The sequence below is a fragment of the Pseudomonas sp. SMV71 genome, assembly GCF_052042015.1.
Classification (GTDB): Bacteria; Pseudomonadota; Gammaproteobacteria; order Pseudomonadales; family Pseudomonadaceae; genus Aquipseudomonas.
The window spans coordinates 9,410-27,198 of sequence record NZ_JBKGGU010000037.1 but is presented as its reverse complement, the minus strand read 5'-3'; the positions used below and the strand labels follow the sequence as shown (position 1 = coordinate 27,198).

Sequence of the window (17,789 nt, the reverse complement as noted above, 5' to 3'; positions counted from 1 at the left end):
TTGGGGGAAATCGAAGCTCGCCTGAACGCCTTGGAGCCGGTGCGCGAAGCCCGGGTGCTGGCCCAGGAAGGACCGAGCGGCCAACAACTGGTGGGCTATGTAATCCCGGCAGCGGGCGCCGCCGACCCCGGGAACCTGCGCGAACAGATCAAGGCCGGGCTCAAGGCCGACCTGCCGGACTACATGGTGCCGACGCACCTGTTGTTCCTCGATCAATGGCCACTGACCGCCAACGGCAAACTCGACCGCAAGGCCCTGCCGCCAGCGGACGCCAGTCAGGTGCAACAGGATTATCTGGCCCCGCAAAGCGGGATGGAGCAACAGCTCGCAGCAATCTGGCAGGACGTGCTCAAGGTTGAGCGGGTAGGGCTGAGCGACAACTTCTTCGAGCTCGGCGGCGATTCCATCGTCTCGATCCAGGTCGTCAGCCGCGCCCGTCAGGCGGGTATCGGTTTTACTCCGAAAGACCTGTTCCAGCACCAGACCGTGCAGTCGCTGGCCAACGTGGCCCAGACCGGCGGTGAAGCACACATCATCGATCAGGCTCCGGCACAGGGACCGACGCCGCTGCTGCCGATCCAGCAGGCGTTTTTCGGCGAGGCGATTGCCGAACGTCACCATTACAACCAGTCGGTGTTGCTGAAACCGTCGAGCCCGTTGCAGGCCGCGTGGATCGAGCAAGCCTTGCAAGCGTTGGTGCTGCATCATGACGCCTTGCGCCTGTCGTTCACCCAGACCGAGGCTGGCTGGAATGCCCGCCACCGCGATGTGTCGGTGCAACGCCAGGCCTGGGCGGCGGACGGTTTGCTGTGGACCGGCGAAGTGGCCGATGCGGCGGAGCTGGAGAGGCTCGCCAATCAGGCTCAGCGCAGCCTGGATCTGCAAGACGGCCCGTTGCTGCGCGGGCTTCTGGCGACGTTGGCCGATGGTAGCCAGCGCCTGTTGCTAGTGGTCCATCACCTGGCGGTGGACGGCGTGTCGTGGCGGATTCTGTTCGACGACCTGCAAACCGCCTACCACCAGTTGTTCGCCGGACAGCCGCTGCAACTGCCGGCCAGGAGCACCTCGGTCAAGGCCTTTGCCGAACAGTTGCAGGTCCACGCCCGCAGCGCCGCGTTGCAACAGCAACTGGGCTACTGGCAGGACCTGTTGCAACACGCGCCGGCCGACTTGCCGTGCTTGGACCGTCACGCCCGCGCGCAGAACCGTCAGGCGGTCACCGTGCACACGCGGCTGGACAAACAACTGACCCGGCAACTGCTGCAAGAGGCCCCAGCGGCCTATCGCACCCAGGTCAACGACCTGTTGCTCACCGCCCTGGCGCGAGTGATGTGCCGTTGGACCGGCGACGACAGCCTGTTGCTCCAGCTCGAAGGCCACGGGCGCGAAGAACTGTTCGCCGGCCTCGACCTGACGCGCACCGTGGGTTGGTTCACCAGCCTGTTCCCGGTCAAGTTGTCGCCTGCCGCCGGGCTGGCGGATTCGATCAAGTCGATCAAGCAGGCCCTGCGCACGATTCCCGACAAAGGCGTGGGCTTCGGTGCGTTGCGCTACCTGGGCGACGACGCCAGCCGCGCTGCCCTGGAGCGCCTGCCGGTGCCGCGCCTGACGTTCAACTACCTGGGGCAGTTCGACGCCAGTTTCGATCAGGCCCAAGGCGCCTTGTTCAGCCCGGCCCCGGAAAGCCCCGGCGACGAACAGAGCCCGCTGAGCCCGTTGGGCAACTGGCTGACCCTCAACGGTCAGGTGTTCGACGGTGCGTTGCGGCTGGGCTGGACCTTCAGCTGCGAGCAGTTCGAGCAGGCGACGATCCAGCGACTGGCCGATGACTACGCCAGCGAACTGGCCGGCCTGATTGCCCATTGCTGCGACCCGCTGAACCAGGGGCTGACGCCGTCGGACGTCCCGCTGGCCGGGCTGACCCAGGTGCAATTGGACGGGTTGGAACTGTCGGCGCGCTCGGTGGACGACCTGTACCCGCTGGCGCCGATGCAGCAGGGCATGTTGTTCCACAGCCTGTACGAACACGGCAGCGGTCATTACATCAACCAGATGTGCCTGGACATCGAAGGCCTCGATCCTCAACGTTTCGAAGCGGCCTGGCAGGCGGCGCTCGACGCCCATGACATTCTGCGCAGCCGTTTCGTCTGGGAACAGGGCGAACGGCCGTTGCAGGTGGTGCACAAACAGCTGCGCGTGCCATTCACCTTTTTGGACTGGAGCACTCGGGCCGATATCGCCCAGGCGCTGGTCGAGCGGGCGGCCAGCGAACGCGAGCAGGGATTTGACCTGGCGTGCGCGCCGCTGCTGCGCCTGGTGCTGGTCAAGACCGGTCCGCAGCATTACCACCTGATCTACACCCATCACCACATTCTGATGGACGGCTGGAGCAACTCGCAGTTGCTCGGCGAGGTGCTGCAGCGCTACGACGGCCAGGCCCTGGCGCGTCCGGCTGGGCGCTATCGCGACTACATCGCCTGGCTGCAAGGGCGCGACGCCGCCGCCAGCGAAACCTTCTGGCGTGAGCAGTTGCAAGCGCTCGACGCGCCGACTCGTCTGGCTGACCCGCGTTTCGGGGCCGTCCAGATGGCCGCGCAACCCAGCCATGCAAGCCACTATCAGTTGCTGAGCGCGGCCCAGACCCAACGCTTGATCGAGTTCGCCCGCCAGCAGAAAGTCACCCTCAACACGGTCGTCCAGGCGACCTGGCTGTTGCTGTTGCAACACTACACCGGGCAGGCCACGGTGGCCTTCGGTGCCACGGTGTCCGGGCGTCCGACGGAGCTCAAGGGCGTCGAGCAGCAGATCGGCCTGTTCATCAACACCTTGCCGGTGATCGCCGGTGCGCGTGCGGAGCAATCGGTGAGCAGCCTGTTGCAGCAGATCCAGGCGCAGAACGTGGCCTTGCGCGAGCACGAACACACGCCGTTGTTCGAGATCCAGCGCTGGGCCGGGCAGGGCGGCGAGGGATTGTTCGACACCTTGCTGGTGTTCGAAAACTACCCGGTGTCCCAGGCTTTGCAGGAGCAGGCGCCCTCGGGCTTGAGCTTCGGCGCCGTGGCCAACCAGGAACAGACTAATTTCCCGTTGACCCTGGCCGTCAATCTAACTGACATCCTCAGCCTGCACTTCACTTATGCCCATGCTGCCTTCCCTACACACACCGTCGAGCGTCTGGCTGAGCAGGTGGCACACGTGCTTGCGCAGATGGTGAGCCTGCCGGTCGACGGTTGCGTGGGCGACCTGCAATGGCTGGACGAGGCGACGCGCCAGCGGGTGTTGTACGACTGGAATGCCACCTCGGTCGAGGCGCCTGAAGGGCGCCACGTCCATCATTGGATCGAAGCCCAGGCTCGACTCACGCCCGACGCGGTGGCGCTGGTCTGCGAGCAGCAGACACTCACCTACGCCCAACTCAACGCCCGAGCCAATCGCCTGGCCCATGGCCTGATCGAGCGCGGCGTCGGCCCGGAGGTGCGGGTGGGGCTGGCGATGACCCGCTCGGTGCAGATGGTCGTCGGCTTGCTGGCGGTGCTCAAGGCCGGCGGCGCCTATGTGCCGCTGGACCCGGCCTATCCACAGGAGCGCCTGGCGTACATGGTCGAGGACAGCGCGATTGCCTTGTTGTTGACCGAAAGCCAGGTCCTGCCGTTGTTCGAGGGCGCCATGGTGGCCTGGCTGTCACTCGACCAGCCCGAGCAATGGCTTGACGCCTACAGCGAGCGCGACCCCGACGTGGCGATTGACGGTGAACACCTCGCGTACCTGATCTACACCTCCGGTTCCACCGGCAAGCCCAAGGGCGTGGGCATCCGCCATGGGGCCTTGAGTAATCATATGAACTGGATGCAGGCGTGCCTGCAACTGACGGCCGCTGACCGGGTCCTGCAGAAAACCGCTATCAGCTTCGATGCCTCGGTCTGGGAATTCTGGCTGCCGCTGATGAACGGCGCGCAACTGGTGCTCGCACCGGCGCAACTGAACCTGGACCTGACCACCTTGTGGGCTGAAGTAGCGCGCTGGCGCGTCAGCGTGCTGCAAATGGCGCCGTCGCTGCTGCAAGCGCTGATACCGCTGGCGACCCGCGACCAACTGGCCTCCCTGCGCCTGCTGTTGTGCGGTGGCGAAGCGCTCAGCGCGGACTTGTCGCACCGGGTGCTGGCGCTGTTCGAGGGCGAACTGCGCAACCTGTACGGCCCGACCGAAGCGACCATCGACACCAGCAGCCACCCGGTAGGGCGCGCAACCGAAGGTGACACCGGGCGAATCATCGCCATCGGCCGGCCCATCGATAACGTGCGCACCTATGTGCTGGACGCGGCCTTGCAACCCTGTGTTCCAGGCGCGGTGGGCGAGTTGAACATCGCAGGTTGTTCCCTGGCCCGCGGTTATCACCAGCGTCCGGCGCTCACCGCCGAGCGTTTCATTCCCGACCCGTTCGCGCCAACCCCCGGCGGTCGCTTGTACCGCACCGGTGACCTGGCGCGCCATGCCGCGGACGGTGTGATCGAGTACCTCGGCCGGATCGACCATCAGGTAAAAATCCGTGGCCTGCGCATTGAGCTGGGCGAAATCGAGGCGCGCCTGCAAGCCGAGGCTGAGGTGCGCGACGCGCTGGTGCTGGCGCGGGAAACCGCGAACGGTGCGCAACTGGTGGCCTACCTCGTCAGCCATGACGCGTCGCTCGACGCGACAGGCCAGGCTCACCTGGGTGAACGGCTCAAGGCGCGCCTGGCTGAGCAGTTGCCTGACTTCATGGTGCCGAGCCAACTGGTGTTTCTCGAGCGCCTGCCGCTGACCGCCAATGGCAAGCTCGACCGCAAGGCGCTGCCGGCGCCGGACAGTCGCATGCTGCATTTGGCCTACCTGGCGCCGCAAAGCGAGCTGGAGCGCCAGGTCGCGGCGATCTGGCAGGACGTGCTCAAGGTCGAGCAGGTCGGGCTGGGGGACAACTTCTTCGAACTGGGCGGGCATTCGCTGCTGGTGGTGAATGCGGTGTCGCGCCTGCAACTGGAGCTGGGCCTGACCTTGACGCCCCAGCTGCTTTTCCAATACCCGGTGCTCGGCGCGTTCGTGGCGCAACTGGCGCCTGCCAGCGAGCAAATGAATACGTCGAAATTGAGCAAGCTTGAAGCGCTGCTCGATGAATTTGAGGAGGTTTGATGGACACCGCTGTCGCACAACGCATTGCCAGGCGCTTCATAACGCTGCCGCTGGAAAAACGTCGCTTGTACTTGCAGAAAATGCTCGAAGAGAACGTTTCCCCGGCGAACCTGCCGATCCCGCCTGTCAGTGCCGAGTTCGACAGCTTGCCGCTGTCTTTTGCCCAGGAGCGCCAGTGGTTCCTCTGGCAACTGGATCCCGACAGCGCGGCCTATCACATGCCCACGGCCCTGCGCTTGCGTGGGCCGCTGAACATCGCCGCGCTGGAGCAGAGTTTCAGTGCGCTGGTGGCGCGCCATCCGAGCTTGCGCACCTGTTTCGTGAACCAGGGCGAGCGCGTTGTGCAGCAGGTTCAGGACGCGGCGCCGCTGCTGTTGCAGGCCGAGGTCCTGGAGTCAATGCCGGACGAGATGCAGTTGCGTCGGCTGATCGAAGACGAGACCCGTCAGCTGTTCGACCTGCAACAGGGGCCGCTGCTGCGCACGCGCCTGTTGCGGTTGGCCGCCGACGATCACGTGCTGATCGTGACGCTGCACCACATCATCAGCGACGGCGGGTCGATGCAGGTGATGGTCGAGGAATTGATCCAAGGCTACGCCGCTTTCAGCCAGGGCCATGTCCCGCAATGGCCGGCGTCGCCGATCCAGTACGCCGACTACGCCATCTGGCAGCGGCACTGGCTGGAGGCCGGTGAGCGCGAGCGCCAGTTGCAGTACTGGACCGCACGGCTGGGCGGTCGGCAACCGGTCCTGGAACTGCCCACCGATTTCCCCCGGCCGGCGGTGATGAGCTACCGCGGCGCACGCCTGGAACTGGCGGTGGACAATGCACTCGCTCGCGCCCTCAAGCAGATGGCCCAGCGTGAAGGCGTCAGTCTGTTCATGATTCTGCTGGCGGCGTTCCAGGTCCTGCTGCATCGCTACAGCGGCCAGAACGACATTCGCGTCGGGGTGCCCACGGCCAACCGCAACCGGGTCGAAACCGAGCGCTTGATCGGCTTCTTCGTCAACACCCAGGTGCTCGACAGCGACGTGCAGAGCCAGGACACCTTCGACGCCTTGCTGCAACAGGTCAAGCACACCGCCCTCGGCGCCCAGGCCCACCAGGACCTGCCGTTCGAGCAATTGGTCGAGGCGTTGCAACCTGAGCGCAACCTGAGCCACAGCCCGCTGTTCCAAGTCATGTTCAATCACCGGACCCAAGGCCCGGCGGGTGAGGGCCCGGTGGGTGAACTGCGAGTCGAAGGGCTGCGTTGGGACAGCCACACCGCGCAGTTCGACCTGACCCTGGAAACCGTGGAGCACAGCGAAGGGCTTGCGGCTGCGCTGATCTATGCCAGCGATCTGTTCGAGGCCAGCACGGTGGCGCGCATGGCCGGGCATTGGCAGAACCTGTTGCGGGCAATCGTGGCCGATCCGAGCCAGCGCATTGGCGAATTGCCGTTACTCGATGCCGCGCAACAACAGGCGCAGCTCCACGACTGGAACCGGGCCATCGCGCCGACAGCCGAGGCTGGTTTCGTCCATCGACTGTTCGAAGCGCAAGCGTTGAGCACTCCCGATGCGCCGGCACTGGTGATTGACGGCGAGCGTTGGAGCTATGGGCAGCTCAATGCCCGGGCCAATCAACTGGCGAGAAAACTCCAGGCCCTGGGCGTGGGCGCCGACGTGCTGGTGGGCATTTCGGTGGAGCGTAGCGCTCACATGCTGGTGGGCCTGTTGGCGATCCTCAAGGCCGGCGGCGCGTATCTGCCGTTGGACCCGGCGTTTCCCCAGGAGCGCCTGGCCTACATGATCGAGGACAGTGGCATCGAGTGGCTGCTGACCCAGAGCTCGTTGCTTGACCCATTCTCTGCTCCCACAGGGGCCGGTGTTGGCGTCAGCACCTTGGTGTTGGACCAGGACGGTGACTGGCTCGATGGCTATGCCTGTGACGACCTGGCGACGCACCTTGATCCTGAGCACCTGGCTTATGCGATCTACACCTCCGGTTCCACCGGCAAGCCCAAGGGCGTGATGGTGCGCCATGGCGCGCTGGGCAACTTTGTCGCGAGCATGGCCAAGGCACCGGGCATGGCGGCCGAAGACCGGGCTTTGTCCCTGACCACGTTCTCTTTCGATATTTTCGGCCTGGAAATCTATGTGCCGTTGATGGTCGGCGCGTGCATTGTGCTGACCGGGCAACATGTGGCCCAGGACCCATATGCGGTGCTGGCGTTGATCGAGGCCGAGCAGGTCAATGTGGTGCAGGCCACGCCATCGACCTGGCGCATGCTGCTGGACAACGAAAACGCCGATGGCCTGCGCGGCTGCAAGTGCTTGTGCGGTGGCGAGGCATTGCCCCGGGACCTGGCGGTGCGCCTGCTCGCGCTCGGTGGCGAGGTGTGGAACCTCTATGGCCCGACCGAAACCACCATCTGGTCGGCTTTGCACCCGCTGCGCAGCGCGGATGCGCAACCGTGGTTGGGCGGGCCGATTGCCAACACCTCGCTGTACATCGTCGGCGCCGACCTGATGCCGGTGCCCCAGGGTGTCGCCGGTGAGCTGCTGATCGGTGGCGAGGGCCTGGCCCGTGGCTATTTCCAGCGCCCGGCGTTGACCGCCGAACGCTTCGTCCCGCATCCCTTCCGCGCCGGCGAGCGGCTCTACCGCACCGGTGACCTGGCGCGTCAACGAGCCGACGGGCTGTTCGAGTACCTGGGACGCATCGACCATCAGGTGAAGATCCGCGGGTTCCGTATCGAACTGGGTGAAATCGAAGCGCGCTTGCTGGAACAGGACAACGTTCGTGAGGCCGCGGTGCTGGCCCAGGATGCGCCCGGTGGGCCGGTGCTGGTGGGCTACGTGGTGCCGGCGGTTGCACCAGACGCCCTGGACCCCGACCAGCAAAGCGCCCTGCGTGACCGCCTGATCGCCCGGCTCAAGGTCAATCTGCCCGACTACATGGTGCCGACGCACCTGATGTTGTTGCCACGCTTCCCGCTGACGCCCAACGGCAAGCTGGACCGCAAACAGTTGCCCCGGCCCGATGCCAGTCAATGGCAGAAAACCTATGTCGCCCCGGTCACGTCCCGGCAGCAGGCCGTGGCGGCGATCTGGGCCGAGGTGCTCAAGGTGCCTCGGGTCGGCCTGAAAGACAATTTCTTCGACCTGGGTGGACATTCGTTGCTCGCCACCCAAGTGACGTCGCGCATCCGCCAGCAGTTGCAGCTCCAGGTGCCGTTGCGCCTGCTGTTCGCCCACGACAGCCTGCAAGGCTTTGTCGAAGCCATGGACAGCGCGTCGGCCAGCGCGGAATCGGGCATCCCGCGGATCGCCCGGGAGCAGCCGCTGGCCCTGTCCTACGCCCAGCAACGCCAATGGTTTTTGTGGCAGCTGGAACCGACCAGCAGCGCCTATCACATTCCTGCGGCACTGCGCCTGCGTGGCAGCCTTGACCGCGAGGCCCTGCAACACAGCTTCGACGCGTTGGTGACGCGTCACGAGAGCCTGCGCACCCGGTTCCTGCTCGACAACGAGCGCCCAGTGCAACGCATTGATCCACCTTCGCCTGTGCCGCTGGTCATCGAACCGGCGCCGGCGGCCCTCGACGCGGACGTCTTGCGTGGCCTGATCGAGGCCGAGACGCGACAGCCGTTCGATCTGCAACGCGGGCCCTTGCTGCGGGTCAAGTTGCTGCAACTGGCAGCCGACCATCACGTGTTGATCCTGACCCAACACCACATCGTCTCCGATGCCTGGTCGATGCAGATCATGGTCGACGACCTGCTGCGCCTGTACGCCGGGTTCAGCCAGGGCCAGACGCCGCAGCTGGCACCGTTGCCGATCCAGTACGCCGACTTCGCTCACTGGCAACGGCAATGGTTGGAGGAGGGGGAGCAGCAGCGTCAACTCGACTACTGGCTCGCGCAATTGGGCGGCGAACAGCCGATCCTTGAGTTGCCGACCGACCGGCCGCGTCCGGTGCAACAGAGCTATCGCGGCGCCCGTCTGCCCATCGTCATCGAGCCAGCCCTGGCCGACGGTCTCAAGCGCCTGGCCCAGCAGCACGGCAGCACATTGTTCATGCTGCTGCTCGCGGCCTTCCAGACATTGCTGCACCGCTACAGCGGCCAGAACGACATCCGCGTCGGCGTGCCGGTCGCCAACCGCAATCGCGTGGAAACCGAGCGCTTGCTGGGCTTCTTCGTCAACACCCAGGTGCTCAAGGCCGACATCGAAGGCAGCCTCGGCTTCGACCAGTTGCTGCGTCAGGTCAAGCAACGGGCACTGGGCGCGCAGGCCCATCAGGATCTGCCGTTCGAGCAACTGGTGGAGCTGCTGGCCCCGGCGCGCAACCTGAGCCACACACCGCTGTTCCAGGTGATGTTCAACCATGCCAGCGAGGTCCGCCGCGACCTCGCGGCATTGCCCCGCCTGAGCCTGGAGCAATTGACCTGGGACAGCGGCACGGCGCAGTTCGACCTGGCCCTGGACACCTTCGAGTACGCCGAAGGCCTTGGCGCGGCGCTGACCTACGCCAGCGACCTGTTCGAACCCGCCACCGTCGCCCGCCTCGCAGCGCACTGGCTGAACCTGCTGCGGGCGATTGTCGCCAACCCGGCCCAGCGCATCGGCGAACTGCCGATGCTCGACGGGGCGCAGCGGCGGCTGATCGTCCGGGACTGGAACCATACCTGGGCCGATTATCCGAATCACATTCCGGTCCATCAGTTGATCGAAGCCCAGGTCGAGCGCGCGCCGCAGGCCGAGGCGCTGGTGTTCGAAGGGCAAGCGTTGAGTTACGCCGAGCTCAACGCCCGCGCCAACCGCCTGGCACATGGCCTGATCGAGCGCGGCATCGGTCCGGATGTGCTGGTGGGCATTTGCGTGCACCGCAGCGTGGAAATGGTCGTCGGGCTGCTGGCAATCCTCAAGGCCGGCGGCGCCTATGTGCCGTTGGACCCGGAATATCCATCGGAGCGTCTGGCCTACATGATCGAGGACAGTGGTATCGAATGGCTGCTGACCCAAGGTGCACTGCTTGACCCCTGTGGGAGCGAGCTTGCTCGCGATGGCGGTGGTCCGGTCAATGATGATGGTGGATGTGCCGACGCCATCGCGAGCAAGCTCGCTCCCACAGAGGGTGGTCTTAAGACCTTGGTGCTGGATGGGGATGACGATTGGCTGCGGGACTATCCCACCGACAATCCACCGGCCCGGGCGGTGGCGCAGAACCTCGCCTATGTGATCTACACCTCAGGCTCCACTGGCAGGCCCAAGGGCGCCGGCAACAGCCATGGGGCGTTGACCAACCGCCTGTGCTGGATGCAACAGGCCTACCAACTGCGTGGCGGCGACAGCGTCCTGCAAAAGACCCCGTTCAGTTTCGACGTGTCGGTCTGGGAGTTCTTCTGGCCGTTGATGACCGGCGTGCGCCTGGTGGTCGCGGCACCGGGGGATCATCGCGATCCGCAGAAGCTGGTCAGCCTGATCGAGCGCGAAAACATCACGACCCTGCATTTCGTGCCGTCGATGCTGCAAGCCTTCATGCTCGACGCCAGCGTCAGCCGTTGCACCAGCCTGACCCGCATCGTCTGCAGCGGCGAAGCCCTGCCGGTGGATGCCCAGCAGCAGGTGTTCGCCAGGTTGCCGAAGGCCAGCCTGTACAACTTGTACGGCCCGACCGAAGCGGCCATCGACGTGACCCATTGGACCTGCCGCGACGAAGGTCGCGATGCGGTGCCGATTGGCGAGCCGATCGCCAACCTGATGACCTACATCCTCGACGACGAACTGAACCCGGTGCCGAGCGGCGTCAATGGCGAGCTGTACCTGAGCGGCCAGGGGCTGGCGCGCGGTTACCACCGGCGCCCTGAGCTGACGGCCGAGCGTTTCGTCGTCAGCCCGTTCGTGGCGGGCGAGCGGCTGTACCGCACCGGAGACCTGGCGCGTTATCGGTCCAACGGTGTGATCGAATACATCGGCCGCATCGACCATCAGGTCAAGGTCCGCGGTTTCCGCATCGAACTGGGGGAAATCGAAGCACGTCTGCTGGAACACGCCGGGGTGCGGGAAGCGGTGGTGGTGGCCCAGGACAGCCCGAGCGGCAAGGTCCTGGGCGGCTACGTGGTCGGCAGCGCGAGCGAGCCCAGCGACTGGCCCGAGCTGCGCGAAGCGCTGTTGGCCCATCTGCGCCAGAACCTGCCAGAGCACATGGTGCCGACGCACCTGAGCCTGCTGGACCAGATGCCGCTGAGCCCGAACGGCAAGCTCGACCGCAAGGCGTTGCCGGCCCCGGACCTGGCGCCGTTGCAACAGGACTTCACGGCGCCGGTCAACGCCACTGAACAAGCGTTGGTGGAGATCTGGCAGGCGGTGCTCGGCGTGACCAGGGTCGGCACCGCTGACAACTTCTTCGCCCTGGGCGGCGATTCGATCAACGCGATCCAGGTGGTCAGCCGGGCGCGGCAACAAGGCATCGGCCTGACACCCAAGGACCTGTTCCTGCACCAGAACATCCAGGCCTTGGCCCGGATCGCCATCGCCGCTGACGACGGCACCACCGCCCAAGGCCCGGTCACCGGTGACAGCCATCTGCTGCCGATGCAGCACTGGTTCTTCGCCAGCGACATCCCGCACCGCGAGCACTGGAACCAATCGGTGCTGCTCACGCCTCGCGAACCGCTGGACGTGGCCTGCTTGCGCCAGGCGCTCGGGCAGGTGCTGGCCCAGCATGATGCACTGCGCCTGCGCTTTACCCAGGCGAGCAACGGTCGCTGGCAGGCCAGCCACCAGGCGCTGGGCGAGCAAGCGCCGGACATCTGGCTGCGCAGCGCAGAGAACGCCGATGAGATCCTGGCCATCGCCGAGCAGGCGCAACGCAGCCTCGACCTGCAACAGGGGCCGTTGCTGCGGTGCAGCCTGATCGCGGTGCAGGACGGCAGTTCGCGCCTGCACCTGGCGATCCATCACCTGGTGGTGGACGGGGTGTCGTGGCGGGTGCTCTTGGAAGATCTGCAACGCGCCTACCGGCAACTGCTCGCCCAGCAGCCGGTTGCCTTGCCGGCCAAGACCACCGCGTTCCAGGCCTGGGCCGGGCAGTTGCAGGACTATGCGCGCAGCGAGCCGTTGCAGCGGGAACTGACCTATTGGACCGGGCAACTCGACCAACCCTTGCCGCCCTTGCCACGGGCCCGCCCCGAAGGCAGTCAGGCCTCGCGATATGGCCGCTCGGTCAGCACGCGGCTGGACGCCGGGCAGACCCAGCGCCTGCTCAAACAGGCACCGACGGCCTATCGGACCCAGGTCAATGACCTGTTGCTATGCGCCCTGGCCCAGGTGATCTGCCAGTGGACCTCGCAGCCGGCGTGCCTGGTGCAGCTTGAAGGCCATGGCCGCGAGGAGCTGTTCGACGGCGTCGACCTGAGCCGCACGGTGGGCTGGTTCACCAGCCTGTTCCCGGTGATGCTGACCCCATCGGCCGACCTGGGCGATTCGATCAAGCGGGTCAAGGAGCAGCTGCGCGCAGTGCCGAACAAGGGCCTGGGCTATGGCGTGCTGCGTTACCTGGGCACTGACGAAAGCCAGCAGCGCCTGGCGAAGCTGCCCGAGGCGCGGATCACCTTCAATTATCTTGGGCAGTTCGACCAGAGTTTCGATGAGCAGGCGCTGTTCGTGCCGAGCGAAGAGAGCAGTGGCGCCGGTCATGGCGAGGACGTCCCGTTGAGCAACTGGCTGACCATCAACGGTCGGGTGTTCAACGGCGAACTGTCCCTGGACTGGACCTTCAGTCGCGATGTCTTCGACGAAGCCACGCTCCAGCAACTGGCCGATGCCTACGCTGTGGCGTTGCAGAAACTGATCGACCATTGCTGCTGCGAGGCGCCCCGGGGCCTGACACCTTCGGACTTCCCGCTGGCCCGCCTGACCCAGGCGCAACTGGACCGACTGCCGGTGCCCGTGGCGCAGATCGAGGACATCTACCCGCTGTCGCCGATGCAGGACGGCATGTTGTTCCATACCCTGGCCGACGACAGCAGTGGCCTGTACGTCAATCAGATCAGCCTGCCGGTGCATGGCCTGGACACCGAACGTTTCGCCCGTGCCTGGGCCGCGGTGATCGAGCGCGAAGATATCCTGCGCACCAGTTTCCACTGGCAGGATGGCCTTGGCGCGCCGGTGCAGATCGTTCATCGTCAGGTCGAGTTGCCGTTGCTGGTCGAGGACTGGCGCTCGCGGCACACCAGCGAGCAGGCCGTGATCGAGCAGGCCATCAGCGAACGCGCCGCCGCCGATTACCTGGCCGGTTTCGACCTGAGCCAGGCACCGCTGCAACGGGTGCTGTTGCTGCGCCTGGAGGATGACCGCTACCAGATGATCTGGACCTGTCACCACATCCTGATGGATGGCTGGAGTAGCTCGCGGTTGTTCGGCGAGGTGCTGCAGTTCTATGCCCATGGGCAGGTGCAAAGCCGTAACGGGCGTTACCGCGAGTTCATCCAGTGGCTGCAACGCCAGGACCAGGGCGCGCTGGAAGGTTTCTGGCGCGGCCGGCTCCAGGCGCTGGAGCAACCGACCTCGCTCACTCAGGCGATGTACCCGCGCCACGTCGAGGCGCTGGAGGGGCATCAGGCGCTGTATTCCCATTGGGACGCCGGGCAGACCGAGCGCTTGCAGCAAGCCTGCCGGGCCTTGCACATCACGCCCAACACCTTGATCCAGGGTGCATGGCTGTTGCTGTTGCAACGTTTCACCGGGCAGGACACCGTGGTCTTCGGCGCGACCGTCGCCGGACGGCCGGCGGGGCTGGCCAATGCCGATAACATCCTGGGTCTGTTCATCAACACGCTGCCGGTGATCCAGACCCTGGATCCTGAACAGCCGCTGGATCAGTGGTTGCAGCAGTTGCAGGCCTACAACCTGGACCTGCGTGAACACGCCCATGCGCCGCTGGCGGATATCCAGCGTTGGTCCGGGCTGGGTGGGCAAGGGTTGTTCGACAGCATCATCGTGTTCGAGAACTACCCGATCGACGAGCGCCTCGGGGAGCAACAGGACAGCGGGCTGAGCTTCGGCGAGTCGCGTAACCACGACGTGACCAACTTCCCGATGGACCTGGCGGTCAACCTCGGCGAGCAACTGTCCATCGAGTACCTGTTCCTGCGCAACGCCTTCAGCGTGCAAGGCGTGGAGCAAATCCGGCGCTGTCTGGAGGACACGCTGGACGCGATGATCAAAGCGCCCCGGACGCGGTTGGGCAACCTGCGACGCCTGTCGGCGCAACAGTGGCAAGCCTTCGAACGGTGGAGCGCCGCGCCCGGCGCCGATTATCAGGCGCAGTTGCTGCCGGAACTGATCAGCCGTCACGCGCTGGCACGACCGCAGGCCACGGCGCTGGTGTGTGGCGAGCAGACCCTGAGCCATGGCGAGCTGGAGCGGCGGGCCAATCGCCTGGCGCACCGTTTGATCGAGCTGGGCGCCGGCCCGGAAGTGGTGGTCGGCGTGGCCCTGGAGCGTTCGGTGGAAATGGTCGTGGCGCTGCTGGCGGTAATGAAAAGCGGCGCGGCTTATGTGCCACTGGACATCGACTATCCCCCTGAACGCCTGGCGTTCATGATCGACGACTCGGCCATGGCGCTGCTGCTGAGCCACAGTCAGGTACAGGCGCGTCTGCCGAATGTCGACGGCCTGACACAACTGGCCATCGACACGTTCGACGGCCATGGCTACAGCGCACAAGCGCCGCGCAGCGGTGTGCTCGGCGACAACCTGGCCTACCTGATCTACACCTCCGGTTCCACTGGCCGCCCCAAAGGCGTGGCGGTCGCCCACGGTCCGATGAGCATGCATTGCCAGGCCATCGCCGGGCTGTACGACATGGACGAAAATACCCGCGAGCTGCATTTCATGTCGTTCGCCTTCGACGGGGCTCACGAGCGTTGGCTGAGCACGCTGTTGAGCGGCGGCACCCTGGTGATTCGCGACGGGGCGCTGTGGACGCCGGAGCAGACCTTCGCCGCCTTGCACCGACATGGCATCACCATCGCCTGTTTCCCGCCGGCGTACCTCAAGCAGCTGGCCGAATACGCCGCCGATAGTCGTCTGGCGCCGCCGCCGGTGCGGGTGTACTGCTTTGGTGGCGACGCGGTTCCGGAGCAGACTTTCGAGCAGGTGAAAGCCGCGCTGCGTCCGCAGTTCTTCACCAACGGCTACGGCCCGACGGAGACCGTGGTCACGCCAATGCTGTGGAAGGTACCGGTGAGCCAACACTGCGAAGCGGCCTACGCCCCCATTGGCCGGGCGGTCGGCGAGCGAGCCTTGTATGTGCTGGACGAGCACCTCAACCCGCTGCCGCCGGGGATTGCCGGCGAGCTGTACATCGGCGGCCAGGGCATCGCCCGGGGTTATCACCGCCGGGCCGACCTGAGTGCCGAGCGTTTCGTGCCGGACCCGTTCGGCCAGCCGGGTGACCGGCTGTACCGCAGCGGCGACCTGGTGCGCCAGCGGGCCGATGGGGTGCTCGATTACGTGGGACGCATCGACCATCAGATCAAGGTGCGCGGTTTCCGTATCGAGCTGGGCGAGGTCGAGGCCAGCCTGCGACAACAGGCAGGCGTCACCGATGCAGTGGTGATCGCCCGAGACAGCGCCTCGGGCAAGCAATTGATCGGCTACGTGGTGACCCCCGACGGCGTGGCCATCGGCGACCAACTCAAGGCTGACCTGCGCACGCAGTTGCCGGACTACATGGTGCCGGCGCAGATCATCTGCCTGGACGCGCTGCCGGTGACCCCCAACGGCAAACTGGATCGCCGGGCGCTGCCGGAGCCGGAATTCAAGAGCGCCGAGTATGTGCCCGGACGGACTCGCGACGAGCAACTGCTGGCGCAGATCTGGGCGGACGTGTTGCAGGTCGAGCGGGTCGGCATCACCGACAACTTCTTCGAGCTGGGCGGTGATTCGATTCTCAGCCTGCAGGTGGTGTCGCGGGTGCGCAACCACTCGGAACTGAAAATGGACCTCAAGTTGCGCGACCTGATGCGCGGCCAGACCATCGAGGCGATTTTCCAGCAGCGCGAGCGCACGGTTTCGGCGGTCGTCGAGGACGTGACCCAGGCTGCGGTCGAAGGGCAGTTCAACCTCATCCCCATCCAGCAATGGCTGTTCGACCAACACATGAGCGAGCCGCATCATTACAACCAGGCATTGATGTTGCGGGCCCGCCAGGCCTTGAACCTGACGGCGCTGGAACTGGCGCTGCGGGGCATGATGCAGCAACACGACGCCCTGCGCTTGCGCTTCAGCGAAGTGGGCGGACGCTACCTGCAGCATTATCAGCCGCTGGCCGAGAGCCAGGCGCAATGGGCTGGCGAACCCTTGCTGTGGCAGCAGCAGGTGGCGGATGAGGCCGAACTTGAGCTGTACGCCGAGCAGGTGCAACGCAGCCTGGACCTGTGCAACGGGCCGCTGTGGCGCACCGCTCATGTGACCTTGGGCAATGGTGAGATCCGCGTGCTGATGGTCATTCACCACTTGGTGATCGACACGGTGTCGTGGCGTGTGCTGCTGCAAGACTTGCAGAGCGCTTATGAGGCCTACAGCGATGGCCGTGCGCCGAATCTGCCGATCCGCACCAGCAGCTACCGGGCCTGGGCCGAAGGGCTGCGTGCCTACGCGGCGGACTTCGATGCGCAGGAAAAAGCCTGGTGGCTGGCGCAGCTCGACCAACCGGGCAGCGAATTGCCGTGCGACAACCCCCGTGGCAAGAACCAGGTGCAGTTCCAGTCGGTGGCGTACCTGAACCTGTCTGAATTGCACACCCAGCAACTGCTCAAACAGGTGCCGGCGGTCTATCAGACGCAGATCAACGACGTGCTGCTGACGGCGCTGAGCCGGGTGCTGTGCCGTTGGAGCGAGCAGGCTTCGGTGCTGATTCAGCTCGAAGGCCATGGTCGTGAGGACCTGCTCAAGGACATCGACTTGAGCCGGACCGTGGGCTGGTTCACCAGCATGTTCCCGGTGCGTTTGAGCCCGTCCCCTGAAGCCGACATCGGCACCTCGGTGCGTGCGGTGCAACGGCAATTGGCCGCCGTGCCGAACAAGGGGCTGGGGTATGGGGTGTTGCGACACATGAGCGGTGAGCAGATGGCCGATACCTTGGGCCGGGCGCCACAGGCCCGGGTGACGTTCAACTACCTGGGGCAGTTCGACCAGAGCTTCGACGACAAGGCGCTGCTGGTGCCGGCCGCCGAAAGCTACGGCAGTTGCTACAGCCCCCACGCCGCATTAGGCAACTGGCTGGAAGTGGTGGGGCAGGTGTATGACGGGCGACTGGCCCTGCGCTGTGTGTTCAGCAAACGCCGTTATCGGGCCGAGACTGTCGAGCGCCTGATGCGCGAGTACCAGGCGGAGCTGGAGGCGCTGATCGAGCATTGTGTGGAGCAGGCGGCCTGAATTCCGGGGCGGGCTTATTGTTTAACCAGGAGTCTGCCAGGCGCAGTACTTGTGGCACTGCCAGGCGCAGTATCTATGGCACTGCCAGGCGCATACCTGTGGCGAGGGAGCTTGCTCCCGCTGGGGCGCGAAGCGGCCCCAGTTTTTGCGGCTGCTGCGCAGCCGAGCGGGAGCAAGCTCCCTCGCCACAGG

The 17,789-nt window shown here is 65.5% G+C and carries 2 protein-coding genes; both read left to right on the top strand.

All coding sequences use genetic code 11. The features are described from left to right. Window positions 1-5,163, top strand: a 5,163-nt coding sequence (locus ACLEJQ_RS25060; RefSeq protein ID WP_440799578.1) for an amino acid adenylation domain-containing protein, incomplete at its 5' end; no start/stop codon positions are given. After that, on the top strand, window positions 5,163-17,597 hold the full coding sequence (locus ACLEJQ_RS25055) for a non-ribosomal peptide synthase/polyketide synthase (RefSeq protein WP_440799575.1): 12,435 nt from the start codon (window positions 5,163-5,165) through the stop codon (window positions 17,595-17,597). The genes ACLEJQ_RS25060 and ACLEJQ_RS25055, both read left to right, overlap by 1 nt. Window positions 17,598-17,789: the final 192 nt, after the last annotated feature.

Excerpts from the sequence above, each read along its gene's own strand:
- ACLEJQ_RS25055 (WP_440799575.1), top strand. The coding sequence starts at position 5,163 with ATGGACACCGCTGTCGCACAACGCATTGCCAGGCGCTTCATAACGCTG.